The organism is Arthrobacter psychrochitiniphilus (genome assembly GCF_003185915.1).
Lineage (GTDB): Bacteria > Actinomycetota > Actinomycetes > Actinomycetales > Micrococcaceae > Specibacter > Specibacter psychrochitiniphilus.
Window position 1 is genome coordinate 185984 of the sequence record NZ_QHLZ01000005.1, and the last position, 25621, is coordinate 211604.

The following is a 25621-nucleotide window of genomic DNA, read 5'->3' on the forward strand; positions in this document are numbered from 1 at the left end:
AGGGGCGGGCAGCCGGGAAACCGGAGGCCCGCCCCTTCGTGTTTTTGGCTTTCAATCCGATCATTTCGGTGCAGAATATAGTGCCGGGAACATTCATCCGGTAGTTCGTCCGGGGCACGCACACGTAAACCAGTCAGACGCGATATTGTTAGATGTTATCTGTGCACCGAGGAGGTACCCATGGGACTTTTAGAAACCATCACGCATCCGCGTGACCTGAGCCGGCTCAGTGAGCATCAAATGGAGGAGCTGGCCCAGGAGATCCGGGGCTTCCTCATTGCGAACGTGTCCCAAACAGGCGGCCATCTTGGCCCCAACTTGGGTGTTGTTGAGCTGACCCTTGCCATCCACAGGATCTTCGATTCACCCCGTGACAGCATTGTTTTTGACACGGGCCACCAGTCGTATGTGCATAAACTACTGACGGGTCGGCAGAATTTCTCCACCTTGCGCCAGCAGGGCGGACTGTCCGGGTATCCGGACCGGGGCGAATCTGAGCATGACATCGTAGAAAGCTCCCACGCCTCCTCATCCTTGTCCTGGGCCGATGGAATTGCCCGGGCCCACCAGCTCAAGGGTGAAAACGATCGCTACGTAGTGGCCGTCATTGGTGACGGGGCACTCACAGGCGGCATGACCTGGGAAGCCATTAACAACATTGCCGCAGATAAGGACCGCAAGGTTGTCATAGTGGTCAATGACAACGGCCGCTCCTATGCGCCCACCGTTGGCGGGGTCGCCGATTACCTGGCATCACTTCGCCCCGCCATTGACCAGGTGCGTACCCACAAGAAGTATGAAGCGTCCATGGACTGGGGTAAGAAGCGTTTGCAGGACGGCAACGCTGCCGGCCGTTTCGTTTACAAGAGCCTGCACGCTGCCAAAAAAGGCGTCAAGGATTGGTGGGCCCCTCAGGGCCTCTTCGATGATCTCGGCATGAAGTATGTGGGTCCGGTGGATGGCCACGATGAAAAAGCAATGGAAGCTGCGCTGCAGCTGGCCAAGAACTATGCAGGGCCCGTCATTGTGCACGCCTTCACGGAGAAGGGCCGCGGCTACGCACCAGCCCGTGCCGATATCAACGATCAATTCCACGCCGTGGGCGTCATCAATCCGGAAACAGGGGCCTCTGTAGAGCAATCCAGTGGAAAGTCCTGGACGGGTGTGTTTGGCGAGGAAATCACCAAGATCGCCGAGGAACGCGAAGACATTGTGGCCATAACGGGCGCCATGCTGCTCCCCGTTGGCTTCGCCGCGTTAGCTGCAAAGTTTCCCGAACGTGTCATCGATGTTGGTATCGCAGAACAACATGCACTGACCATGGCCGCCGGCATGGCCTTTGGTGGACTGCACCCGGTGGTAGCAATTTACGCTACGTTCTTGAACCGGGCCTTTGACCAGCTCCTGATGGACGTTGCCCTGCACAAGGCCGGTGTCACAATTGTGCTGGACCGGGCCGGTGTCACAGGTCCTGACGGTCCCAGTCACCATGGCATGTGGGATTTGTCCATGCTGCAGATAGTGCCAGGTCTCCACCTTGCCGCCCCCCGGGATGCGCAACGTCTCCGGGAAGAACTTCGTGAGGCGGTAGCCATTTCGGATGCACCCAGCGTGGTGCGTTATTCCAAGGGTAAGGTGGGCCCGGAAGTTGCGGCCATTGAGCGTTTGTACGACGGCGTTGATGTCCTGTCCCGCTCACAACACGAGATGCCAGGTGCCGCCAAAGAACCCCAGGCTGATGTCCTGATAGTCAGTGTTGGCTCTATGAGCGAACTCTCCCTTGATGTCGCCGCACGGATTGGTGCCCAAGGAATTAGCTCCACTGTGGTTGATCCACGCTGGGTTCTGCCCGTGCCGCGCTCCATTGTGCAGCTGGCCTCACAGCACAGAATAGTCATTGTGGTTGAAGACGGGGTCCGTGCTGGTGGTGTCGGTTCCCGCATCCGCCAAGAATTACGTGCCGCAGGGATAGACACCGCCCTGAATGAGGTGGGTCTGCCGGTGGAATTTTTGGCACACGGTTCGCGCGAGCAAGTCCTAGAACGTGTGGGACTGACGGCACAGCGGGTGGCCCAGGACGTCGTGGAACAGGTCCTTGGCACGAAGGTGCCCTTTGCGCGGCCGCTGCCCGGTGAAGTTGCTCCCCGCACGGGACAGATGCCGATCCTGTGACGGAAGCCTTTCACACTACGCTCCAGGGCGCGGATTTTCCGGTGCCCGGGGACTTAGTGGTTGCCCGTAACCGCAAATATGACGGCACAGCCCACTGGGTTGTGCCGGGACGCCACCTTGGCACGGATGAGCATGGGCACTGGATTTTCCAAGGCACGCATGAATTCATTTCCCGGCCAGGTGCTGCCCTGTACACCGAATCGGATGCCATTTTTTTGATCCCGCATACCGGGGATTGGGTGGCCACCTTCTTCGATGACGGGCACCCAAACGGCGTGGAACTGTACATTGATTTGGCACTGGATCTGCAGTGGCACCGCATTCGCCCCTCCGTTATTGAGTTCCACATGATTGACATGGACCTTGACGTGGTGCGCACCAAGAGCCGCGGATTGTTTGTTGATGACCGCGACGAATTTGCCCAACACACTGTGAAGTTTTCCTATCCGCAGGAACTCTGCACGCGTATGGAGACCGCCACGGGCGCACTTACGGACGCCGTGGCGGCCGGCCACGCCCCATTCGATGGCCGCGACGCGGCCTGGTTCACCCTTGGAAGGACGCTGCAACCAGCATGAGCGAGACTATGAACACCGAGCAGCACAATGAGACCATTTTGGCGGGCCTTGACCCCAACATTGTGCGTATGTACAAACGCGACGACGCCGGAACGCTGATTTTCCGTGAGGCGTGGGTTGACGCTGGGGGAGCCGAGGAGACTGACGCCGCGGAGGGTAGCGAGCACGGCGTATTCTTCGTTGTCAACCATGGCACCGTGGGTCATGTCAGCACGTCCAAGGAGGCCGCTGTTAACTCCTTGGAAGAGGCCGAAGCCATGCTCGCGGCTTTTTCTGAGCAGTGCACCGAAGACGGCTATGCTGTCCTTTCCCGTGAAGAGCAGGTGCTGGTGGTGGCGCAGTTCGCACTCAAGAGTGACAAGGTCAGTGATCGTGATAAGCACCTGGCTCACCGGGCCAAGGACGCTCTGACGCCACACTTGGCGTGGCGCGGCAGTGGTGTCTTGGAGAAGCTGGAGTTCACGGCGGCAGGGCACGGCTTGGGCAAGCTGAACATTTACATTGTGGCTCCCGACGCAGCACGCGCCGTAGCTAACATCAAGGTGTGCATCCGTGAAGAAAAGCTTGACTTCACGAAGCTGACAGTGGCCACCGGCCCCATTGATGACCCCTCGGCGCTGCGTGCCAAGCACAGCGCCACAGGAGGAACAGCCTTCTCGCTATAACCGCTACCCCGCCAGCCAACGCTCGGTTATTTTAGGGGCGTTTATTCTGGACGCTCCCTCACCTTCTTGAGGGAGCGTCCTTTTTGGGTACGGAAGATCAACCGAGCGTTGGCTCAAAATGCCCCGAAACTAACCGAGCGTTGGCCGGGGTGGTGGGTGTTGCTTTGACTATTGTTGAAGCATGAGTGAAAATCACAGTGAATACCGCCAAGTAGGACGCTCCGGGCTGACAGTTTCCACCGTGGGCCTGGGCTGCAACAATTTGGGCCGAGGGGGAACGGCGACGCAGACGCAGGAGGGTAGTGACGCCGTCGTGCATGCAGCACTGGAGGCAGGCATAACCCATTTTGACGTAGCGGACGTCTACGGGATGACGGCCGGGCTCAGCGAAACAATGCTCGGCAGAGCACTCGGCCGGCACCGGGGAGAGGTGGTTGTGGCCACTAAATTTGGTATGGATGCCCAGGGCGCCAACGGTTTCGGAGGGGGTGCGCGCGGTTCGCGGAAGTACATCGCGCAGGCGGTGGAAGCCTCGCTGCGGCGCTTGAACACCGACTATATCGATCTGTTTTATTACCATACCCCCGATGGACTCACCCCGATGGCTGAAACACTCTCAGCGCTGGATGACCTGATCCATGCCGGAAAAGTTCGCTACATTGGCCACTCCAACCTGGCGGGTTGGCAGATCGCCGATGCCGAATACACTGCCCGTGTGGCTGGCACACAGCGTTTTGTGGCTAGTCAGAATCACTACAATCTCCTTGACCGCCGGGCAGAGCAGGAAGTGACCCCGGCCGCCGAGGCTTACGGGCTCGGTGTCATGCCCTACTTCCCGCTTGCGAATGGGCTGCTGACTGGAAAATACAAGGGCGGCGCGGTGCCGCAGGGCAGCCGGCTCTCGCACACACGCCAGCACATGGTGGCAGAGGCAGAGACGTCCCAATTCCAGGCGTTCAGCGACTTTGCGGCTGCCCGGGACCTGACGGAAGTACAGGTCGCATTCTCCTGGCTGGCAGCACAGGCATCGGTTGCCAGTGTGATTGCAGGGGCCACGAAGCCCGAGCAGGTACAGGAGAACGCGCGTGCCGCATCGTGGAAGCCAACCGTGCAGGATCTCGCCGAACTCGATCTAATCTTCCCGAAAACGCCCAAGGTGGCACTCTTCTAGGGCGCATGGGGGTGTGCAGCTCTAGTCGTAGCGAGTGGGCGCGACGCCTCAGCCGGGCGTCCGTGGCCTCTAGACAGAAACAGTGATCCATTCACCGTCAATGCTGGCAGCGTACCGGGGCAGCGGGGCCTTCGCCGGGCCGGAGACAACCGTGCCGTCACTTCCCTTAAAGATGCTTCCATGGCAGGGGCATTTGAAGTCCTCGCCGCTGGGAGCCACTTTGCAGCCTGCATGAGTGCAGATATCGGAGTAGGCAAGGACGGTGGCCTCGTCTGGGCGGAACAGCATGACCTCCACCTCACCGGCCGTTGCCGCCGCGGAGCCGCCAACAGGCAATTCGGCAATTTTCCCCACCTCGTAGGGTGTGCCGCCCGTGGGAATCTCTTCCGGGGCCTGGCCCTTGGCCTTGGTGTTGCTGACAGAGGGTGCGCAGCCAGCAAGGGCCAGTGCGCAGGCGGCGCCGGTGACGGCAGTGGTAGCTCGCAAAGTGGAGCGGCGGGTCAGGGAAGGCTCAACAGTCATAGAAGCATTCTTTCAGGCTGCGCTGTGAGAATGCCAAACGGCCACAGCTATCAGGTTGGGGGTTCCCCGAGGGAACGGCGAATACCTCTCCGTTCGGGAGAAAAAAACGTCAAGTGGTTTGACCATGGTTCCTTCTTTCTAGGGACGGCTCCGGTCCCTCGCCTTGGCAAGGTGAGGGACCGGAGCCGTACTGGGTAGAAGCTGTGCTGGTGAGTGAGGCAAGCAACCGGTGAGTTACACCACCGGGTGGAACGGCTTCCCGTTGACCCGCTGGGAGGCGCCCACCCGGTCTAGGTACGGGGTGATCCCGCCCAGGTGCATGGGCCAGCCAGCGCCGAGGATCATGCACAAATCAATATCCTCCGGCCCGGCCACCACGCCTTCGGCGAGCATGAGCCCGATCTCTTCGGCCAAAGCGTCCTGGGTTTTGCGCAGCAACTCGTCCCCCGAAGAAGGGGAATTGCCGAAGCTCAACAGGGCCAGGGTCTGGGCCGGGATGGCGAGAGAACCATCCTCATTCTTGACCCAGAGCGCCTTGATACCCGCATCGATCAGGGCCTGCTGGTTGGCGGAGACGTGGAAGCGGTCCCCGAAGGCGGCATGCAATGACTCCGTGACGTGCTGCGCCACCGGAATGCCCACCATGGCTAGCAGCGTGAACGGGGTCATGGGCAGTCCCATGGGCCGCAGCGCGGTATCAGCCGTGTGCGCGTCGGTACCTTCGTCGAAGGCTTTGGACACCTCAGCCATGAGGCGCAGCAGTACGCGGTTGACCACAAACGCAGCGGCGTCCTTGACCAGCACCGCACTCTTTCGCAGCGCCTTGGCGGTGGCGAACGCAGTGGCGAGGACGGCGTCGTCAGTTTTGGGTGCGCGCACAATCTCCAGCAGCGGCATGAGCGCCACGGGGTTGAAGAAATGGAAGCCCACCAGACGCTCTGGGTGCAACAGGTCCGCAGCCATGGCGGTGACGGAGAGGGAGGAGGTGTTGGTGGCCAGGATGCACTCGGGGGAGACAACCGCCTCCACCTGCGCGAATACGGCCTTCTTCACTGACAGCTCTTCGAAGACTGCCTCAATGACAAAGTCGGCGTCAAAGAAGGCTTCCTTGCTGGCGGATCCGGTCACGAGCGCCTTGGTCCGGTTTGCAGCGTCCTGGCTGATACGGCCCTTGGCGAGCAACTTATCCACCTCGCCGTGCACGTACGCCACGCCCTTGTCCACGCGCTCCTGGTCAATGTCTGTCATGACCACGGGCACCTTGAGTTGGCGGGCGAACAGCAACGCAAATTGGCCAGCCATGAGCCCGGCGCCTACCACGCCCACCTTCGTTACGGGGCGTGCCAGCTTGGGATCCGGGGCTCCAGCCGGCTTCTTGGCACGCTTTTGGACCAGGTCCAGGAACGCGTACACAGTGTCGCGGAACTGCGGGGTGCCCATGAGCTCGGCCAGTGCCGCATCCTCGGCCGCGAAGGACTCTGCCTTGGTGAAGTGCTTACCCTTCTCCAAGAGTTCAATGACCTTCGCCGGGGCCGGGGCCGCATTGGAGGTCTTGGCTTCCACAAATGCCTTGGCACGCACGACGGCGGCATCCCACGCAGCGCTGTTCTCCTCACTCAGCGGTTCGCTCACCGCATTGGGGCGGCTGACGCTTTCGGCGCCGGCGAGCACGCGGGCAGCCCAGATCAGTGATTGTTCCAGGAAGTCGGCGGGTTCAAAGAGCGCGTCAGCAATGCCCAACTTATAAGCAGCCGGACCGCTGAGGGTGCGGTTGTTGGAGAGGGAGCTTTCAATCATGACTGTGACGGCGTTGGACGGTCCGATCAGGCGGGGGAGCAGGTACACGCCACCCCAGCCGGGCACCAGGCCCAGGAATGCCTCAGGCAGGGCCAGCGCTCCGGCCCCGGTGGAGACGGTGCGGTAGTTAGCGTTGAGGGCAATTTCGAGCCCGCCACCCAGTGCCACGCCGTTGATGAATACGAAGCTGGGCACGCCCAACGCGTTGAGGGTGGAGTAGACGTCGTGGCCCAGCTGGGCCATCCACAGTGCCGCCTCGGGATCCTTGAGGCTCTTGACAGCGGAAAGATCAGCGCCGGCGGCCAGGAAGAACGGTTTGCCGGTGACGCCCACGCCCACAATTTCGCCGCGGGCTGCCCGCTCGCGCTGGGCTTCTAGGACGGTGCCCAGCTCCACCAGGGTGTTGGGGCCCAGTGTTGTGGGGCGGCGGTGGTCCAGTCCGTTATCGAGCGTGATCAGCGCAAAAGTGCCGGCGCTCGGTGCTCCGTCCACGCCGGGCAAGGCAATGTCTTGGACAAAGGAGTGAGTCACAACCTCGTCAGGGAACAAGACGGCGAGTTTGTTGAAGTCTTGGGCGCTCATGCTGCGCTCCCTTCCGTGGTTGTTGCGGTGTCCGTACCGGTATTGAAGTGCGGGTTTTCCCAGATGACGGTGGCACCCATGCCCAAGCCGATGCACATGGTGGTGATGCCGTAGCGGACGCTGTGGTCCTCCTCGAATTGGCGGGCTAGTTGGTTCATGAGCCGGACGCCGGAGGAGGCCAGGGGGTGTCCCACCGCGATGGCGCCGCCGTAGCGGTTCACGCGCGGGTCATCATCGGCAATGCCAAAGTGATCCAAGAAGGAAAGCACCTGAACGGCGAAGGCCTCGTTGATTTCAAAGAGCCCGATGTCCTCGATGCTCAGCCCGGCCAGGCGCAGCGCCTTTTCTGTGGCAGGAACCGGGCCAATGCCCATGACTTCAGGGGCCACACCGGCAAAGGCGTAGGTGACTAGGCGCATCTTGACGGGCAGGCCCAGCTCGGCGGCAGCATCGGCAGAAGCCAAAAGTGCCGCCGTAGCGCCGTCGTTCAGGCCAGCTGCATTTCCGGCACTGACCCGGCCGTGCGCGCGGAACGGGGTACGCAAGCTGGCAAGATCTTCCACGGTGGTGCCGGGGCGTGGCGGCTCATCGGCGGTGTTCACGGTCCAGCCTGCGCCGGGCTTCATGGTGGCCACGGGCACTAGGTCGGGCGCAATGGCACCTTCGGCCAGCGCTGCGGCAAATTTGTTCTGGCTGGCCACGGCGTAAGCGTCGGTGCGTTCCTTGGTGATGGCCGGGAAGCGGTCATGCAAGTTTTCCGCCGTGTTGCCCATGTTCAGTGCGGCCGGATCCACAATGCGTTCGGACATGAAGCGCGGGTTCGGATCGGCCCCGGCACCCATCGGATGGTGCCCCATGTGCTCCACGCCGCCGGCAATGACCACGTCGTAGGCGCCAAAGCCAATGCCCGACGCCGTCGTTGTCACCGCGGTCATGGCGCCAGCGCACATCCGGTCAATGGCGAATCCCGGCACGGACTGCGGCAGGCCGGCTAACAGTGCCGCGGTGCGGCCGATCGTCAGGCCCTGGTCCCCGGTCTGAGTGGTGGCTGCGATGGCAACGTCGTCAATGCGCTCGGGGGGCAGTTGCGGATTGCGACGCATGAGTTCGCGAATGCATTTGACCACCAGGTCATCGGCGCGGGTGTTGGCATAAATGCCCTTTTCCCCGGCGCGTCCAAACGGTGTGCGGACGCCGTCAACAAAGACCACGTCCCTAATTTGCCGATTATGGCTCACGTCTATCTCCTTGGTCGCAAACAACGGATACTGCCCAGCCTAAACGTCAGGGCAGCGGTTGTGGTGCACATCATGTTACTCGCCAGTAACTTATGCTCCAAATCGTGTGAACTTCGTCAATGCACACTCTCGTCCCGATATAGATCAGCAACGCTATCCCAGCAATGGGGCTTAAACGCCGAACGCTATCGCAGTTCAGTGCGATAGCGTTCGCGAAAATCCAACCATTGGTGGGATAGCGTCGGGGTTTGGCGGGGAGGGGGCTGGGCTAGGGCTGCTCGTCGTCGTGCTTGGGCTTTTTTAGCTCCAGCGGCTCAGGATGCAAGAAGGCATTGCTGAGCATACTCGCCGTTGTCGCAATCTGCCAGGGCCGGGCGCCAAGGTCTGCCAGCGCCTCAGACACGGACGCAACAGTGATCTGTGCGGGGGGACGCCAGCACACGCGGCGGAGGTGGTCCGGGGTGAGAATGTTCTCGGCCGGTATGTTCATGGCCTCGGAGATCTCAGCCATGCGGTTGCGGGCCGTAGCAAAGCGCGCTGCCGCTTCGGGGTCGCGTTCTGCCCACACGCGCGGCGGTGGCGGGGTGTTGTTGGAGACCTGAAGCGGGGGCAGGTCGGTGCTGTTTTTGGCACTCTGAATCGCGTGGAGCCACTTGGGTGCGTCGCGCTTGGCGGAGCGGCCATGGAACCCGGCGAGGGCCAGCAGCGCGGGAACGGTGGCAGGCATACCCTTCGCTGCGGCGATGATGGCCGAATCCGGGATGAGGCGGCCCGGTGCGATGTCGCGGTGCTCAGCCAGTTTTTCACGGGTTTGCCACAATTCGCGGACCGCAGCGAGTTGCACCCGGCTGCGGACGGTGTGTGATCCCGAAGTACGCCGCCAGGGATCCACCCGCGGTTCGGGTACTCCGGCGTCAAGGAGGTGCTGGAATTCCTGGGCGGCAAAGTCTAGTTTGCCACCTTCTTCCAGTAGTGTTTGGAGTTCCTCTTCCAGATCTACCAGGACTTCCACATCCAGTGCGGCGTAGCGTAGCCACGGCTCGGGAAGGGGACGGGTGGACCAGTCTGCGGCGGAGTGCTCCTTGGCCAAGTGGAAACCCAGGAGTGATTCAACCACGGCACCGAGCCCCACGCGGGGTAGTCCGGCGATCCGGGCTGCCAGTTCCGTGTCAAATAACTTATCTGGCCACATGCCCACTCCCGCCAGGCAGGGCAGGTCTTGACTGGCTGCGTGCAGAATCCATTCCACGCCGCGCAGTGCCTCGTCGATGACCTTCAGATCAGGGAAAGCTTCCGGATCAATGAGCCAAGTACCGGCGCCTTCGCGGCGGATCTGCACGAGCATGGCTCGCTGGCCGTAGCGGAATCCGGAGGCGCGCTCGGTGTCCACGGCGGCGGGTCCGGTACCGCCTGCCAAGGCTGCTGCGCATCGGCGTAGGGCAGGTTCTGTTTCCACAACGGCGGGAATGCCGTCCCGGGGCATGTCCAGATTCACCAGCTCAGGGAGTTCGCCCAGTTCAACCTGCACGCCGTCAATTAGCACAGAGGAGAGAAGTTCTGGTGCCAGATCGGTACCTATCCCGGTGGCTGCGCCGCCGGTGGAAGCGTTCTGGTGCGTTGGTGCGATGGCGCCGCGGCTCTGATGTGTTGTGGACATTTTGGCCCTGGCGCGGCTGTGTGCGTTTGAATCTGCATTGGTCATGATGGCCTTAGTCTACCGAATGGAGACCCGGAGCGTCCGATCGGCCCGGATTAAAGGGTTATTGCTTCCGTCCGAACCCATCAGATCACCCTTGCGAACAACCCGCAGCGCCCAGGTGGAGCTGGTGGCTGTGTATATGCGTATGGGAGCAGATGAGTTTCCCTTAGCGATCAGGCCGGTTCTGCCGCGGTGCCAGCAGCGTGACGCCGTCTGGCACCGGTGGTACACCCGCGAAGGTGCATAGGATGTTGGCCCACGCCTCAAGATGCTCTTTCATGGAGGTTCCAACCGGCGTCCAGGAGGCTCGCAGTTCAAGGTCTATCGCGTCGGGGCGCGTGGCCAAGGTGCCGTAGCTTTCGGACAGGATGCGGGTGGCTGTCCCGCCCACATGGGTGTAGGTGACACCTTGTTCCTCCAATGCCTCCACCAACCAAGCCCACGCCACGTTACCGAGCAGGGAGTCGTTGCCCATCTCGGATTCCAGCTGCGCACGGATATAGGTCACAACCCTGAATGTGCCGCCCCACAGATCAGAGCCGTTCGGGTCATGGAGGAGAATGAAACGTCCCTTAGCGAGTTCTTCGTTATTGCAGAGAATTTCCGCGCCCAAAGCTACTCCGAACGGGGCCAGCCTGGCCGGGGCAGGAACCTCGGCGAGTTTTAGTTCGCTGCGATACCGGGCAGCACGCAACGAGGTCAATGCGCTCAGAAACTCTGACGGCAGTGCTGGAGAGGGGCTCACACACGAACATTATGATGCGCTCGTCACAAAGTTCCGCAGGCGCGCCGGAACCGGTCTCATTAACCGGGCCCGCCGCTACCTGGCGCGCACTATGGAACAGCGCCGCTTTAGGCCTGTGGCACAAGCTCCAAGGCAGTCTCGAGTGCTGCGGCGAAGGCGTCAACGTCCTGCTCAGACGTATCAAAGGAACACATCCAGCGCACCTCCCGGGCGCTCTCATCCCAGTCGTAGAAGCGGAAGCTTTCCCGCAGGAGCTCTGCCACACCGGCTGGCAGAACGGCAAAGACGCCGTTTGATTGGGTTGCCTGGGTGCATGTGACGCCGGGCAGGGATTCAACGGCGGTGCGCAGGCGCGCGGCCATTGCATTGGCATGTGTGGCTGAGCTGAGCCATAAATCGTCCGCCAGCATGGCCAGGAATTGTGCCGAGATGAAGCGCATCTTGGAGGAGAGCTGCATATCCATTTTGCGCAGGTAGATCAGCCCATCGCACGCCGACGGGTTCAACGCCACTACCACTTCGCCGTACAGCATGCCGTTTTTGGTCCCGCCAAAGGAGAGCACATCAACGCCAGCGTCCGAGGTGAATTCACGCAGCGGCACGCCTAGGAAGGCGGCTGCATTGGCAAGCCGGGCACCGTCCATGTGCACCTTCATGCCCAGCGAATGTGCATGATTACAAATGGCGCGCACCTCGGCCGGGGTGTAGCAGGTGCCCAGTTCAGTGGTCTGGGTGATGGAGACGGCCAACGGCTGGGCGCGGTGCTCATCGCCAAAGCCCCAGGCTTCCTTATCGATCAGCTCCGGCGTCAGCTTCCCATCCGGTGTGGGAACAGAGAGCAGCTTCATGCCGCCCACCCGCTCCGGAGCGCCGTTTTCATCCATGTTGATGTGGGCGGTGGAAGCACACACCACAGCACCCCACCGCGGCAGCAGTGACGAGAGTCCCACCACGTTGGCCCCGGTGCCATTGAACACCGGGAACACCTCAACCTCACGGCCAAATAGTGCGGTCATCTGCCTCTGAAGTTCGGCCGTGTACTCGTCCCCGCCGTAGGCCACCTGGTGGCCGCCATTGGCGCCAGTCAGTGCCGCCAGCACCTCGGGGTGAAATCCCGAATAATTATCCGAGGCGAAGCCCTTCAGGTCTCTCTGGTGCAGCGGTATGGATTCCTTGCCAATGCTCACTATGTGCCTTTTTCTCTTATGAATGTGGTGCCAAGACCAACCGGGCACCATTGATGTCCGCGGCCGGCGTGGTGAAAAGTCCCGCAACAGTTTGACCCAGCTGGTCCACATCTGTGAAACCGGGGAACGTTCGTTCAGGGGAGCGCGCGCGCATAGTGGCATCCACCAGGGCCTTCACCACCAGCACGACGGCGGCCGCGGCACCTTCCGCCGGAGGGGCAGCGAATCCGGCGGCCACGGAACGCACCCACGTTTCAGCTGCTGCCTTCACCGCCGCGTAGTTGGCGTCACCGGCGGAGGGGTTGGTGACGATGGTGGAGGAGACTATTGCCAGCCGGCCCACGGGTGAGGCAGCGAGGTCGTCATAAAAGGCCTTGCTGGTATTCCGTAACGTGGTCAGGACCGTTGTGTGCAGGAAGTCCCAGTCGCTATCGCTTTGGCCAGTGATTCCCGTGCCGCCGCGCCACCCGCCAACCAGGTGGATCAGGCCGTCAATGCGGCCATAGCCGGTTCGAAGATCGGCCGCCAGCTCGGCCACGTCCTCTGGGTCAGCCAAGTTGCACACGAGAGGGACTGCGCCCTCGGTGAGTTTGGCGGCGGCACTGATGCGTTCGGCGTCGGACCCTACAGTGAGCACACGCATGCCAGCGCCGAGGAGGGCGCCGGCTACAGCAATTCCGGCGGCACTGCTGCCACCGGCGATCAAAACGAGGGGACTGTTCATGCTTTCAACAGTACCCACCTAAGCTGCGCTCGTGCCGGTTATGCCAGCGGTGGATTCAATGACGTCCCGCATTTTCTTGTTCAGGGCCTCGTAGAACATGGAGTGGGGGAACTCATCATCCATGACGGCGTCGGTCATTTCACGCAGCGGCGCCGTCAATGGCAGGGCGTCCGGACCCTTGGCCCAGAGTGAGGCCGGGTGGGGTGTCAACGTGGCGGAGACCAGCTGGTAGGCGGCGAGCCAGTGCGCCACCTTGGGCCTGTCAATGGAGCGCCAGTACAGTTCCTCAATCTCGTGGCCCAAGGCAATCACCACGGCGGGCACTTCTGCCCAGTCAATGCTCAGCTTGGTGTCGGTCCAGTGCAGCACGTGGTGCTGGTGCAGCCAGGCGAAGAGCAGCTGCCCTCCCAGTCCGTCGTAGTTGCGCACCCGGGAGCCTGTGATGGCGAAGCGGAAAATCCTGTCAAAAATGACGGCATACTGAACAAGTTTTGCGTGTTTGCGAGCCTCAGGAGAGGCCTCCTCATCCGCTTCCACGGCCACGGATTCGCGGTACGCGGTAAGGTCGCAGCGTAACTCTTCCAACGAATACAGGAAGTACGGCATGCGCTGCTTGATCATGAACGGATCAAAGGGCAGGTCCCCGCGCATGTGTGTCCTGTCATGGATGAGGTCCCACATGATGAAGGTTTCCTGCGTCAGTTCCTGATTCTCTAAAAGTTCCAGAGCATCTGCCGGCAATTCCAGGCGGGTCACTTGTGCTGCCTCCCGGACCACCCGGCGGAAGCGGGCGGCTTCGCGGTCCTGGAAGATGGCGCCCCACGTGAACGCGGGAGTTTCGCGGACGGCGACGCTTTCGGGAAAGAGGACGGCGGAGTTGCTGTTGTAGCCGGGGGTGAAGTCAATGAACCGCAGGGGAACAAAAAGTTTGTTGGAATAGTCCCCGGCTTCCAGTTCGCTAATGAATTCAGGCCACAGCGTTTCTACGAGTACGGCCTCCACGAGGCGGGACGTTGAACCGTTTTGGGTGTACATGGGGAACACCACCAGATGCCCCAAGCCGTTGACGCGGTGGTCTTGAGGGCAGAAGGCCAGCAGAGAATCAAGGAAATCCGGCACGCCCAGCCCTTGTGCGAGCCACTTGGTGAAATCATCCACCAGCAGGTGCAGGTACTCGCCGTCGTGGGGGAAATAAGGTGCCAGAGCAGTAATGGCAGCTGTGATGGCCTCAATCAGCTCCGCCGCAACGGGGTGGTTGGCTTCCTCCGGCACGGAGCCGTCCTTGATCTGGAGTTCCGCCAGGGCCGTGGCAGCCTGTTTCAGGGACAGCCACCCATGGTGGTGGGCCAGCTCAGAGTAATCGAAGGAACTGGCGTCAAAGGAATTGGCGTTATTGATGGTTTCCAGCGTCAGACTCATGGCCGTCTCCTAGGCTCGTCGGTGGCCGGAGGTGTTCCAGACCGGTTAATTCCGAGCGTAGCAATGGAATAGAAGATCTAATGTCAAAAGAGCCTGAGCATAAGAAACTCTCTGGCTCAGAGTGTTGTGAACAATTCAGGCGACAGTTCTCTTGAGCCTTTTGGCGGGGGACTTCCCGTGAGCTCCCCGCAGAGCCCAGCTCCCCGCAGGGCCTTTAGGCTGGGTCAGCAGGGCGAAGGGTCAGGCAGATGGAATTAATGCAGAAGCGTTCGTCCGTGGGGGTGTCGTACCCTTCACCCTTGAAGAGGTGGCCTAAGTGAGAATCGCACGCGGTGCAACGCACTTCGATGCGTTCCATACCGAGTGTTTTATCATGCAGGTACCGCACGGTGCCTTCTGCCAGCGGTGCAAAGAAGGAAGGCCAGCCGCAGTGCGAGGAGAACTTCTCCTTGGAAGTGAAAAGCTCGGCACCGCAGGCGCGGCATTCGTACACGCCCTCCTGCATGGAGTCCCAGTACTCGCCGGTAAAGGGGCGCTCTGTGCCAGCCTTGCGCAGGACCTTATACTCGGCAGGCGAGAGTTCTTCTCGCCACTGGGAATCGCTCTTGGTGACGGTGGGGGAGTTCTCAAAGCTGTTCATACTGTTGCCAACGTTTAAGAGTCACCAATAAATCCCGAATCAGAGTACAAATGTAAAACGGGTAGACCCAGCTTGCGTTGTGCCTGATGCGCCCAGTCCTGCCGGAAGGTGTCTGCGACGGCGTGCGGGCGGGTGACCACCACGGCCTGCCGAGCGCCGCATTCGGTGACTTTAGCAACCAAGGAGGCAACGGCGTCGCCCTCGGCAACAGTGCCAGTGGCCTTGGCCCCGGCTTCGGCAAGCGAGGACAAGGAGGCCGCCAAGATGTCCGCAGCCTCTGCCCTGACAGTGTTAACGTCAGGCTTTTCGCGGAATTCCCGCAGGGCACCGGGCAGATCCAGCATGGTCAGTTGATCAACCACGTCCACCAGTAGATTGCGCCGAGTATCTGCCGGCACTACCAGGACCAACTCCACATCATCCTCAGGCCCGTAGAGCTCCGTGATGTTTCCCGCGTCAATGGACGTCAGTGCTTCTTCTGTCAAAATGATGATTGCCTCGCTCATGGCACCAGCATATGCGTCCTGAGAAGAAAACAATGAACAAGCACAGAGAAGTGCGAAGAAAGTTACGAAAGCTCCGGTGCGCCGCTCGACGCGCGCCGGGGCAGTGGGCACAATGGTGGCATGGCATCCTCTTCTCAGCCCTCGCGTCCATGGCTCAAGTGGGGCGCCCTCGGTGCCGCAGCGGCGGGGACCGGGGCAGCCGTTGTGGTGACGGCAACCTCTGGCCTTGCCGCCTACTTTGCCCGCCGCGTAGTGACCCCGGAAAAGCAGCGAGTGGACGATGTTGCAATTCTCGCCGTCATTGCCGACGGCCCGGCGTTGCAGATCGTGCTCGAGGCCACACCCGACACCACCATTGATGGCAGCTACGGGCTGTTCTTCAACAACAGCCGCGCCCACGCCGTGATTGGCAAAATCATCTCCTATGTTCCGCGCGAAGGCAGCGTCACGCGTGAAGTACTTGCCGTGCACGGTGGGGATTTGCGCACCGCCACGGCCGGCTGGTGGTCCGGCAACCTCCACGCACACCCCGAAGAGATGGGGCTGCTCAGTGAGGACATCACCTTGAACCTTCCCGTGGGCCCAGCACCTGCCTGGCTGCTGCCGGCCCCCGATCCCGGAGCGAGCTGGGCCATCATGGTCCATGGGCGCGGAGCCACCCGCAATGAGGGGCTGCGGGCCGTTCCCACAGCGCACCGTCTGGGTATGAATGCGCTCCTGATGTCCTATAGGAACGACGGCGATGCCCCCGCAGCGCCAGACGGACGGTATGGGCTGGGGGTCACCGAATGGGCCGATGTGGAAGTCGCCATTGACTTTGCCATCTCCCGTGGGGCCAAGGACGTGGTGCTCTTTGGCAATTCCATGGGTGGGACCATCAGCCTGCAGACGGCCGATCTGGCCCGCAACCGCAAACACGTCTTGGCGTTGGTGCTAGATGCTCCCGTCATCAACTGGGTTAACGTGCTAGCGCACCAGGCACAGCTGAACCGGATCCCCAACTTCATTGGCCAATACGCCGAGGTCATGCTGACCCACCCACTGGGCCGGCGCATTACGGGCCTGGCTGGGCCCGTAAACCTCAAGAGTATGGACTGGGTTTCGCGCGCCGTTGAATTGCGGACACCGTCACTGATTCTGCACAGCATTGATGATGATTTTGTGCCCTATGAGCCCACGGCGGAACTGGCGCGGCGCAATCCAGAGATGGTCACGTTCGAGCCGTTCAGCAAGGCCCGGCACACCAAGGAATGGAACGTGGACCCGGAACGGTGGGAAAACGTGGTGGAAGCCTGGCTGCGGCCCCGGTTGGGCTGCTACGGCCTGCCACGGAGCTAAGTTCCAAGCCTCACGGTTTGTAGGTATCTACCTTTCGTGGGTGCCAAGACGGGCAACAGCTTAGGCGGGCATCAGCTAGGACCGGCCGTGCTCAGCCAGCAGCTGCAACGGTCAACTTCGGCATCCAAGATCACGCGCCTAGAGTCCGGTCACCGGCTCGGGCATGGGCCCGGGCCAGCGTCTGCCCGCACACTGACGCGTAGAATTTTGCACCGCGAGGGCGGATGTCGTCAACGTTCACGGAACCCTTCCAATCGTGGAGTTGCCGTAGGTAAAAGTCCCTGATGATCCCGTCCACTCCCTCCGCGGACTGCCACCCGAGGAAGATGTCCCCCGATGCCTGAAGCAGACGCTGACCCTCAACCACCCGTTGCCCGTGGCTGGGATACTGGCTGGGCCCAAGGTATCGCTCAAGTACCGATTCCTGGGCCTCCTTGGCCTGAAGGACCAGAGGGTCGTTTGCGTCCCTGCCCGTCAGGAGCAGAATCCAGGCCCGGGTGCCAACGCTTCCTACACCAACGACCTTGCGAGCCATATGTACAAATGAGAACTCCTTGACCGGATGGTTCTTGAAAGCCAGAGTGGCCGCGTACTCGTGCAGGAGCATTCGCATCGAATCCTCGAGCCGGTTGCGTGCTCCAGCATCGCCAATCAGGTCCTCGATGGGTTCAATGAGCGGGGGATCCGCCTGAATCCGCAGCTCGCCGTCGATCTCCCGCACAAGTTTGGAAAATACAGCTGCACTGTCCTTAGTACGCGCCTTGGCCACAATTGCTTGGGTCTTCTTTACCTGGCGCTTGCCGGCCCGCTTAGCTTCTTTCTCTGACCGGACCCATGAAAGTATGCGGTCCGCGTCCAGCCGGTCGTACCAGGCGTCCAGCACGCGCGCCTTGGCAGCCCCACGCATTTGCTTGCGGTAGCCCTCTGCAACGGCCAGCGTTGTCTTCCGCCGTTGTTGTGCTGTGAATCCGGCATTGCGGGTGCCGACCTCAAAGCTTGCCGCCAGACGTTTGAGGTCCCACTCCCACGGCCCTGGCAGGGTTTCATCGAAATCGTTGATATCGAACGTTAACTTGCGCTCTGCGGTTCCGAAAACACCGAAATTCGAGAGGTGGGCGTCGCCACAGAGTTGTGTCATGATGCCTGAGTTTGGTGTGGTCGATAGATCCGCGGCCATGAGAAGCGCCGCCCCCCCCCCCGAAAAAAGGTAAACGGCGAGACCATCATCCGCCCGTAACGAATGGGCACGAGCTCGGGGACACGCAGGACCGATTGTCCCTCAAGAAGAGTGACGGGATCCGGCCGGTCAGGTGCGGATCCCACGGTGCGTGGCTTGATCTGGGGCATTCTTTCCTTGCCGTCCGGCCGCCGCTGCGCCGTTCCTCGGCGGTTAATTTAGGCATGACATTCCTCCACATCCTCGCAGGCGATGCCCCTGTCTGAATAGGCAAGGAGGGTCTCATAAAGCTTGATCTGGCGTACAGGAAGCGAGTCCGCCCGCCTTCACCATCAGTATGTCAGCAGCTTGGGGTGGGGGCTAGAGGCCGACGAGAAACGATTCACGCCCTCAAGGGGCGGTTAGCACCGTGGACGGTGCCCAGTTTGGAGACGCACGGGCCGCCTTGACACTATCTGGGAATAGGCAATAGATCTCTCCGCTTGGTGGCCGCCTATAGATAGTCTTGTCCCTGAAAAATTCGGAATACCGCATCGTGGTGCCCTCCAAGCATCTAGGGCGTCTAGCTGACCGTCCAGATCGCTGTGGGTTGAAATGATCGGGAGAATCTTGTTAGAGAGGCCTACCCTTAAATTACTCGCCCATGGCTGTAGACGTCAGCCGAGATCATTGTTGGGATGTTGCAGGTGTTGCCCGTGAGGAGAGAGTTTCTGGCTGTGTAAAGCCCACTCCGTGCCTCACGTTTGTCCAGTCCGCACGGGGACAATCAGAAAGGTTTTCAAATCGCCAAAGAAGGCTGAGGCAAATTTCGTGTTTAGAACGCCAGGACCGGGGTGGGCTTAGGCCGCCAGAAGCTGGCGCAGGACGTTGTGGAGGATCCCGCCGTTTTGGAAATATGCGGCCTTGGCGGGGTGTCGATCCGCACGATTGCTTTGATGTCTCGGGACTCTCCATCCTGTTGAACCCGCACCAAGACTTGTTTTGGGATGTCGGCGGCGCCGGCTAGCCCCATGATGGAGTACTCCTCTTCACCGCTGAGCCCAAGCGTCTCTGCGTTCTCGCCGGGGCTGAACTGTAGCGGGAGCACGCCCAGTCCCTGGAGGAGCCCGAGCCGTATTCAGCCCCGGCGATAACAATCAATGGGACGTTGTCTTAGAGATATTTCCGTGACGCCTCGAAGATGCTCAGCTGTTCGCCGTCTGGCAGATGGCGAGTGAATCCCCACCCCCTCGGTGCCGGGCACCATCTTATTGCGCAGTCTGAGGTTGACGAACGTGCCCCGGATCATAACTTCATGGGTGCCGCAGCGAGATCCGTAGGAGTTGAAGTCGACGCGCTGTACGCCGTGCTACAGCAGATAACGGCCGGCGAACATCCGTCGAAGCATCATCCCAGGCGTACATGTCGGCGGTGGGAATTTGAAGATTTTGCCAGTTGTGATCCCCATCGAAGACGTTAGCTTAGCCGGGCGCAAACAGCTTGTCATGAACTGCTTCGCCAACCACTTCCTGGATTTTTTGGCTGGAGGGCCAGATATCGCGCAGGTAGACGGGCTCACCCGACGCGCCCTCGCCCAGTGAATCCGTGAGCAGGTCAATGTTCATGGTGCCGGCCAGCGCATAGGCGACCACGAGCGGTGGTGAGGCAAGAACATTCATTTGGGTCTGGGGGTGGATCCTGCCCTCGAAGTCGCGGTTCCCGCTGAGCACCGAACTGACAGTGAGATCGTTGGCTGTCACGGCCTGTGGTGCCTGCGGAATTAGCGGACCGGAGTTGCCGATGCAGGTGGTGACGACGCGGCCGTGCTCGACAATAACCGGCGTTGTGCCCGGCAATGTTACTTGAGCCGGATTCGACGGGTACTGTGAGGTCGCTCCGTCACCGCCACCGTCTCCGTCGCTGCCACGGTCCACGGGCCGGTCGCCTGGGCGATCCCTGTCGCAGGCCAGCGGGATGCGATCCTGCGGGCGCTTGGGACTGTCGATGAATGGTTCCACCCCGGCCAGCTCGAACTCGACAGACTGGGAATGGCTCGCTCCGTGCCCGGCGTCATGCCAGAGCCCCTGTTCCTTGACGCAGGCCACCACCAGCTGAATTTGCTGTTCCGGCCATTCGGTCAGACGAAGATAATCCAAGGTGATCGCGCCGATCGGGAAAATTGCGCAAGTTCAACCATATTCCGGGCTCATATTTCCAAGGGTGGCGCGATTGGCCAGTGGAATGGCAACCACACCCGGACCGTAAAAACCGACACCCCAGCCCAACACGCCGAGACCTTTGACCACGGGCGTGTGGGTGTGGTGCTGTCCGGGCTATCCGGATATGCCTGGCGCAGCGCCACGCCATTAACGCTGCCGGGTCCTTTTGCAGCCTCCCGGGTGAAGATCACGCGGGAGAGGTACTCAAGGTTGATCTGGTGACAGATGCCTGTATCGGGGGGCGGACCAGGAAGTCGGAGAAGGCCTGCTGCGCCCAGCGCAGCAGTTCACGTTGGTAGCGTTCCTTGTTGCGGAAGAATTCCAGCTTTGCGTTGGCCGCAAATGCGCCCGAAGTGCCGAAAACATCAGTGATGACAGAGTGGTCAATCACCAGTTCCGAGGGGATCAACGGGTAGATCTTCTGAGGATCACCGACCAGCCGGCCTTCTTCATTGCTTGCATTGCCAACCGTCAGCGTAGTGCGGGCTCCGAAACTGTTCCACAGCGGGGCCTAGGATCAGGTGTTTTCTTTGGGCAATGCGGACAGGACATCGGCATTGAGGAAGGAGATCATGTCCAGTGGGATTCCCACCGGGCACACGGCGGTGCATTCGCCGATCTGTGTGCAGCCGCCGAATCCTTCGGCGTCGTGTTGGTTGACCATGGCCAGTGCCCGTTCGTGGCGTTCGGGCTGGCCTTGGGGGAGAACGCCCAGGTGGTTGGCCTTGGCTCCGGTGAAGAGCATTCCTGATCCGTTGGGGCAGGCTGCGATGCAGGCTCCGCAGCCGATGCACACGGCGGCGTCGAAAGCTCGGTCAGCGTCTTTTTTGGGCACGAGGGTTGCCGCGGCGTCCGGGGCTGATCCTGTGGGGGCGCTGATATAGCCGCCCGCCTGGATGATCCTGTCCAAGGCGCTTCGGTCCACGATGAGGTCCCGCAGGATCGGGAAGGAAGCAGAGCGCCACGGTTCAATGTCTATGGTGTCGCCGTCGTTGAAGTGGCGCATGTATAGCTGGCAGGTGGTGGTGAGCGCCTCGGGGCCGTGGGCGATCCCGTTGATGACCAGGCTGCACATGCCGCAGATGCCTTCGCGGCAGTCGTGGTCAAAGGCCACCGGATCGTCTCCGGCAGCACTGAGCTGGTCGTTGAGTACGTCGAGCATTTCCAGAAAAGACATGTCGGGGGAGACTCCGTCCACCCGGTAGCTGACCATCTGGCCCGCGGCGGTTTGGTCGTGTTGGCGCCAGATGCGCACGGTGATGTTCATTTGTAGCTCCTCTGCGCCAGTTCCACGTTGTGATACTCGAGGTTCTCCTTGCGCAACCGCGGAGGGGAGCCTTCGCCGGTGAATTCCCACGCCGCAACATAGGCGAAGGCATCATCGTTGCGCAACGCCTCGCCGTCGCCGGTTTGGCTTTCGGTGCGGAAATGGCTGCCGCAGGATTCACCACGGTGGAGCGCATCGATGCACATGAGCTCGGCCAATTCGAAGAAGTCTGCGACCCGGCCTGCCCGTTCCAGCGTCTGGTTCAGTTCCTCGTTCATGCCGGTGACCTTGACGTCCAACCAAAACTCCGCCTTGAGCGCACGAATCAGACCAACAGCATGTTCAAGGCCCTCGGCGTTGCGTTCCATGCCGCAGTACTCCCACACGATGGCCCCGAGCTCCTTGTGGAATGAGTCAACGGTCCGGTTGCCGGCAATGGACAGGAAGCGGTTGAGGCGTTCGCGGACCGTTTCCAGCGCTTTCACTGCCTCTGGGTGGGAGGAATCTGCGGTGCCAACAGGGTTTTTGGCGAGGTAGTCGTTGATGGTGTTGGGCAGGATGAAGTAGCCGTCAGCCAAGCCCTGCATCAGTGCGCTGGCACCGAGCCGGTTCGCGCCGTGATCGGAGTAGTTCGCTTCGCCGATGACGAACAACCCGGGGATGGTGCTCTCCAGGTCGTAGTCAACCCACAATCCTCCCATGGTGTAGTGCACGGCCGGGTAGATGCGCATCGGGGACCGGTATGGGTCCTCGTCGGTGATCTTTTGGTACATGTCCAGGAGGTTGCCGTATTTCTCCTCGATCGCGTCCCTGCCCAGACGGGTGATGGCATCCGCCAAATCAAGATATACCCCGCGCCCGCCAGGCCCCACACCGCGGCCGGCGTCGCACTGGTTCTTGGCGGCACGGGAGGCGACGTCCCTGGGGACGAGGTTGCCGAAGGCTGGATATTGGCGCTCGAGGTAGTAGTCCCGTTCGTCCTTGGGAATATCCCCGGGTGCCCGGGTGTCCCCGGCCTGCACAGGCACCCAGATGCGCCCGTCGTTGCGCAACGATTCGCTCATCAGTGTCAGCTTTGATTGGTGTTCGCCGCTGACAGGGATGCACGTCGGGTGGATTTGGGTGAAGCAAGGATTGGCGAACAAAGCACCCTTGCGGTGGGCCCGCCACGTGGCACTGGTGTTGCACCCCATGGCGTTGGTGGAGAGGTGGTAGACGTTGCCGTAGCCTCCTGTGGCAAGGACGACGGCGTCCGCCAGGTGGGTCTCCAGCGTCCCGTCCACGAGGTCCCGGACCACAACCCCGCGTGCCAAGCCGTCGATGACGATGAGTTCGAGCATTTCGTGGCGGGTGTGTACTTCCACCGTACCTGCGCTGACCTGGCGCTCAAGGGCTTGATAAGCGCCCAGCAGCAGTTGCTGGCCTGTTTGCCCGCGTGCGTAGAACGTCCTGGACACCTGTACCCCGCCAAAGGAGCGCGTGTCCAGCAGACCGCCGTAGTCTCGGGCGAAGGGAACCCCCTGGGCAACGCACTGGTCGATGATGGCGGAACTGACCTCCGCGAGCCGGTAAACATTTGACTCCCTGGACCGGTAGTCCCCGCCCTTGACGGTGTCGTAAAAAAGACGGCGGATGCTGTCGCCGTCATTGCGGTAGTTTTTGGCTGCGTTGATTCCGCCCTGGGCTGCAATGCTGTGGGCGCGCCGGGGGCTGTCCTGGTAGCAGAAACTCTTAACGTGGTAGCCGGCTTCGCCCAAGGTGGCCGCAGCCGAGGAGCCAGCCAGCCCGGTGCCGACAATGATGACGGAGAGCTTGCGCCGGTTGGCAGGGTTGATCAGCTTGGCACCGAAACGGCGGGTCTCCCACTGGTCCTGAAGCGGCCCGGCGGGGGCCTTCGCATCCTGAATCGGTTCTCCCACCGTGAATAACGGCTCCATCAGCTCACCCATCCTGTGAAGATTGCCAGCGGTGGAACGAGAAAGCCCACCAGAATGATCAGCATGACAACGGTTGCCAGCTGATTGAGGAAACGCCGTGTGGCGACGGATTTGTTGGCGCCCAGGGAAGCGAAAGCGCTCCAGATTCCATGGCGCAGATGGAAGCCGAGGGCAATGAGGGCGATCACGTAAGAGAGCACAACCCACCAGATTTGGAACCCGTTGACCATTCTTTGGTAGGGGCTGTCAGAGGCACCACCGGGTGCAATGACATCCGCGGAGAGGTGCAGCAGGTGGTAGATCACGAAGAGGCCTATGATCACCCCGCCCCAGCGCATGGTGAACGAGGAGTAGCTTCGTTGGACGCCGCGCCGGTTCTTGGTGGTCTCGTATCGCCAACCGCCTTTGCCTGCCGTGGCCCGGCGCGAGCGGTGCCACAGGGTGAACGCGGAAAAGATGTGGAGCAGGACACTGACCAGCAAAATTACCCGCAGGATCCACAACGCGCCCGCATACGGCAGCAGTGGCTGGCCGATCTCCCGCAAATATCCGGCATAACTGTCAAAGCCCTGTTGGCCCTCGAAGACCTTCAGGTTGCCATACATGTGGGCTAACAAAAAAAGGATCATGATCAGCCCGCTGATCGCCATTGCCGCGTGTAGCGCCACAGATGAACGCGCTGCGGTAGAGCGCACACCGGCCACATTGCCCGTTCTCATGCGCCCACCCTAGGCTCCGTTCCGCCAACACGCCAGCAGGGGCAGGCGCTTTGAAGGGCACCGCCAACTACCCGTCCCCGGCCCTAGCCTCAGCCAGGACTCTCTCCAACGGGATTTTCGAATCTGCTAACCGTGCCACATCGACTTGCCGGCCGCAGCGCACCAGGGCCTTGATGGTCTCGGTCTGGTTCCAGATGTTCACGTTCATACCTGCCAGCACCCGGCGGTCCTTGATCCAGAACGTCATGAATGTCAGAGCTGCCGGGTCGCCGCGGAATATGATCTCATCGTAGCCGCCAGGGGCCACATAGCCGGAATACTCCATCCCCAACTCGTACTGGTCGCTGTAGAAATAAGGCAGCTCCGCATAGACTGCGTCCTGCCCCAACATGGACCGGGCCGCCACGGCCGGCTGGCTCAGAGCGTTATACCAGTGCTCACTGCGGATGTGTTTGCCCAGCAGCGGGTGGAAGGCGTTTGCAACGTCCCCGGCAGCGTAGATATCGGGATCTGAGGAGCGCAGGTGCTTATCAACCATGACACCATTCTCAAGCTCCAGTCCGGCTGCCTGCGCCAGCAAGGTGTTGGGTACGGCGCCAATGCCTGCCACTACAAGGTCCACACCGAGCTGCGAACCGTCGCTTAGCGCCACGCCGGTGGGCTGCCGGGGATCATCGCCAATGATCCGGGTCCCCTGGACGCCGCAACGCAGGTCCACGCCATGGTCGCGGTGTAGCTTGGCAAATATTTCGGCCGGTGCGGTGCCTAGAATTCGTTGGAGCGGAAGCTCTCCCCGTTCCAGCACAGTCACTTCCAGACCCGCCGCGCGTGCGGCTGCGGCGACTTCGAGCCCAATCCATCCGGCGCCGAGGATTGCCACACGTGATGAAACTGAGAGCGCAAATTTTAGTTGTTGGCTATCTTCGATGCGGCGCAGGTAATACACCCGATGTCTGTCGCTGCCGGGGACCGAAAGCTGACGTGGTGACGCGCCGGTGGCCAGCAACAATTTGTCGTAGCTGACAGGTCCGCCTCGGGCACAGTCCACCCTGTGTGCTGAACGATCAATCCCTGTGACCTTGGTGCTGGTGCGAAGCTCGACGTTGTGCTCGGCATACCAAGACTGGGCATGAACAAAGATCTTTTCCCGCTCTGATTTTCCCTGCAGAAAATCCTTGGACAGCGGCGGCCGCTCATAGGGACGCTCGGGCTCCTGTCCAAGAAGCACTATGCGCCCGGCAAAGCCCTCCTCACGCAGTGCCTGGGCAGTCTTTGCCCCGGCCAACCCGGCTCCAACAATGACGAAAGTCTCTTGGGCTCCCATGCTCTCTTCCTCTGTG

Annotated in this window: 24 protein-coding genes; 5 read left to right on the forward strand and 19 right to left on the reverse strand. The window is 61.2% G+C overall.

All coding sequences use genetic code 11. From position 1 onward, the window contains the following. The first annotated feature begins 180 nt into the window (after positions 1-180). The 4 genes from dxs to CVS29_RS09600 all read left to right on the forward strand — a co-directional run bounded on the left by dxs (position 181) and on the right by CVS29_RS09600 (position 4586). Positions 181-2172, forward strand: a complete 1992-nt coding sequence (gene dxs / locus CVS29_RS09585) for a 1-deoxy-D-xylulose-5-phosphate synthase (protein ID WP_110106102.1) — start codon at positions 181-183, stop codon at positions 2170-2172. Then, positions 2169-2750, forward strand: a complete 582-nt coding sequence (locus CVS29_RS09590; RefSeq protein ID WP_179442405.1) for a DUF402 domain-containing protein — start codon at positions 2169-2171, stop codon at positions 2748-2750. The genes dxs and CVS29_RS09590 overlap by 4 nt, the downstream gene beginning before the upstream one ends. Beyond that, on the forward strand, positions 2747-3415 hold the full coding sequence (locus tag CVS29_RS09595; RefSeq protein ID WP_245932148.1) for a hypothetical protein: 669 nt from the start codon (positions 2747-2749) through the stop codon (positions 3413-3415). Before CVS29_RS09590 ends, CVS29_RS09595 begins: the two co-directional genes overlap by 4 nt. Before the next feature lie 181 nt (positions 3416-3596). Further along, positions 3597-4586 carry an aldo/keto reductase gene (locus CVS29_RS09600; RefSeq protein ID WP_110106104.1) on the forward strand — a complete coding sequence of 330 codons (990 nt, stop codon included), beginning with the start codon at positions 3597-3599 and terminating at the stop codon, positions 4584-4586. A 69-nt stretch (positions 4587-4655) separates the two neighbouring features. Here CVS29_RS09600 and CVS29_RS09605 read toward each other — a convergent pair whose 3' ends face one another. The 10 genes from CVS29_RS09605 to CVS29_RS09650 all read right to left on the reverse strand — a co-directional run bounded on the left by CVS29_RS09605 (position 4656) and on the right by CVS29_RS09650 (position 15645). After that, entirely contained in the window at positions 4656-5108 is a 453-nt protein-coding gene (locus CVS29_RS09605; protein WP_110106105.1) for a Rieske (2Fe-2S) protein, read from the reverse strand. Positions 5109-5342: 234 nt separating this feature from the next. Continuing rightward, a complete protein-coding gene (locus CVS29_RS09610; protein ID WP_110106106.1) occupies positions 5343-7487 on the reverse strand; it encodes a 3-hydroxyacyl-CoA dehydrogenase NAD-binding domain-containing protein in 2145 nt (714 codons plus the stop codon). Further along, positions 7484-8725, reverse strand: a complete 1242-nt coding sequence (locus tag CVS29_RS09615; protein WP_245932149.1) for a thiolase family protein — start codon at positions 8723-8725, stop codon at positions 7484-7486. Before CVS29_RS09615 ends, CVS29_RS09610 begins: the two co-directional genes overlap by 4 nt. A 268-nt stretch (positions 8726-8993) precedes the next feature. Beyond that, positions 8994-10352: an HRDC domain-containing protein gene (locus CVS29_RS09620; RefSeq protein WP_373366718.1), complete on the reverse strand. Its 1359-nt coding sequence runs from the start codon at positions 10350-10352 to the stop codon at positions 8994-8996. Positions 10353-10590: 238 nt separating this feature from the next. Beyond that, positions 10591-11169, reverse strand: a complete 579-nt coding sequence (locus CVS29_RS09625) for a DUF3000 domain-containing protein (RefSeq protein ID WP_110106107.1) — start codon at positions 11167-11169, stop codon at positions 10591-10593. A gap of 107 nt (positions 11170-11276) precedes the next feature. Beyond that, the gene (locus CVS29_RS09630) at positions 11277-12356 is read right to left on the reverse strand and encodes a threonine aldolase family protein (protein WP_245932151.1); all 1080 of its coding nucleotides are present in this window, start codon (positions 12354-12356) and stop codon (positions 11277-11279) included. 16 nt (positions 12357-12372) lie between these two features. After that, positions 12373-13080, reverse strand: a complete 708-nt coding sequence (locus CVS29_RS09635) for an SDR family oxidoreductase (protein WP_110106241.1) — start codon at positions 13078-13080, stop codon at positions 12373-12375. An 18-nt stretch (positions 13081-13098) separates the two neighbouring features. Beyond that, positions 13099-14499 (reverse strand): DUF6421 family protein, encoded by a 1401-nt coding sequence (locus CVS29_RS09640; RefSeq protein WP_245932152.1) that lies wholly within the window; start codon positions 14497-14499, stop codon positions 13099-13101. A gap of 214 nt (positions 14500-14713) precedes the next feature. Next, positions 14714-15139: a peptide-methionine (R)-S-oxide reductase MsrB gene (msrB, locus tag CVS29_RS09645; protein ID WP_110106109.1), complete on the reverse strand. Its 426-nt coding sequence runs from the start codon at positions 15137-15139 to the stop codon at positions 14714-14716. Between the two features lie 14 nt (positions 15140-15153). Continuing rightward, the gene (locus CVS29_RS09650) at positions 15154-15645 is read right to left on the reverse strand and encodes a hypothetical protein (protein WP_110106110.1); all 492 of its coding nucleotides are present in this window, start codon (positions 15643-15645) and stop codon (positions 15154-15156) included. Positions 15646-15765: 120 nt separating this feature from the next. Between CVS29_RS09650 and CVS29_RS09655 the strand changes: the two genes are divergently transcribed. Further along, positions 15766-16983, forward strand: a complete 1218-nt coding sequence (locus CVS29_RS09655) for an alpha/beta hydrolase family protein (protein WP_110106111.1) — start codon at positions 15766-15768, stop codon at positions 16981-16983. A gap of 130 nt (positions 16984-17113) precedes the next feature. On the opposite strand, the gene CVS29_RS09660 is transcribed toward CVS29_RS09655, so the two are convergent. The 9 genes from CVS29_RS09660 to CVS29_RS09705 all read right to left on the reverse strand — a co-directional run bounded on the left by CVS29_RS09660 (position 17114) and on the right by CVS29_RS09705 (position 25605). Beyond that, on the reverse strand, positions 17114-18160 hold the full coding sequence (locus CVS29_RS09660) for a DUF2252 domain-containing protein (RefSeq protein WP_110106112.1): 1047 nt from the start codon (positions 18158-18160) through the stop codon (positions 17114-17116). Continuing rightward, on the reverse strand, positions 18118-18330 hold the full coding sequence (locus CVS29_RS19245) for a DUF2252 family protein (RefSeq protein WP_110106113.1): 213 nt from the start codon (positions 18328-18330) through the stop codon (positions 18118-18120). Before CVS29_RS19245 ends, CVS29_RS09660 begins: the two co-directional genes overlap by 43 nt. A 644-nt stretch (positions 18331-18974) precedes the next feature. Further along, positions 18975-19247 (reverse strand): hypothetical protein, encoded by a 273-nt coding sequence (locus CVS29_RS18840; RefSeq protein WP_245932179.1) that lies wholly within the window; start codon positions 19245-19247, stop codon positions 18975-18977. Between the two features lie 373 nt (positions 19248-19620). After that, positions 19621-20319, reverse strand: coding sequence for an aconitase family protein (locus tag CVS29_RS19090; protein WP_373366717.1), 699 nt, complete (start codon positions 20317-20319; stop codon positions 19621-19623). A 226-nt stretch (positions 20320-20545) separates the two neighbouring features. After that, a complete protein-coding gene (locus tag CVS29_RS19210; RefSeq protein WP_306457006.1) occupies positions 20546-20767 on the reverse strand; it encodes a hypothetical protein in 222 nt (73 codons plus the stop codon). 108 nt (positions 20768-20875) lie between these two features. Beyond that, a complete protein-coding gene (locus tag CVS29_RS09690) occupies positions 20876-21625 on the reverse strand; it encodes a succinate dehydrogenase/fumarate reductase iron-sulfur subunit (RefSeq protein ID WP_110106117.1) in 750 nt (249 codons plus the stop codon). Continuing rightward, entirely contained in the window at positions 21622-23574 is a 1953-nt protein-coding gene (locus CVS29_RS09695; RefSeq protein WP_211315116.1) for a fumarate reductase/succinate dehydrogenase flavoprotein subunit, read from the reverse strand. The genes CVS29_RS09690 and CVS29_RS09695 overlap by 4 nt, the downstream gene beginning before the upstream one ends. Further along, positions 23562-24281, reverse strand: coding sequence for a succinate dehydrogenase cytochrome b subunit (locus CVS29_RS09700; RefSeq protein ID WP_179442403.1), 720 nt, complete (start codon positions 24279-24281; stop codon positions 23562-23564). Before CVS29_RS09700 ends, CVS29_RS09695 begins: the two co-directional genes overlap by 13 nt. 67 nt (positions 24282-24348) lie before the next feature. Then, positions 24349-25605: an NAD(P)/FAD-dependent oxidoreductase gene (locus CVS29_RS09705; RefSeq protein WP_110106118.1), complete on the reverse strand. Its 1257-nt coding sequence runs from the start codon at positions 25603-25605 to the stop codon at positions 24349-24351. Positions 25606-25621: the final 16 nt, after the last annotated feature.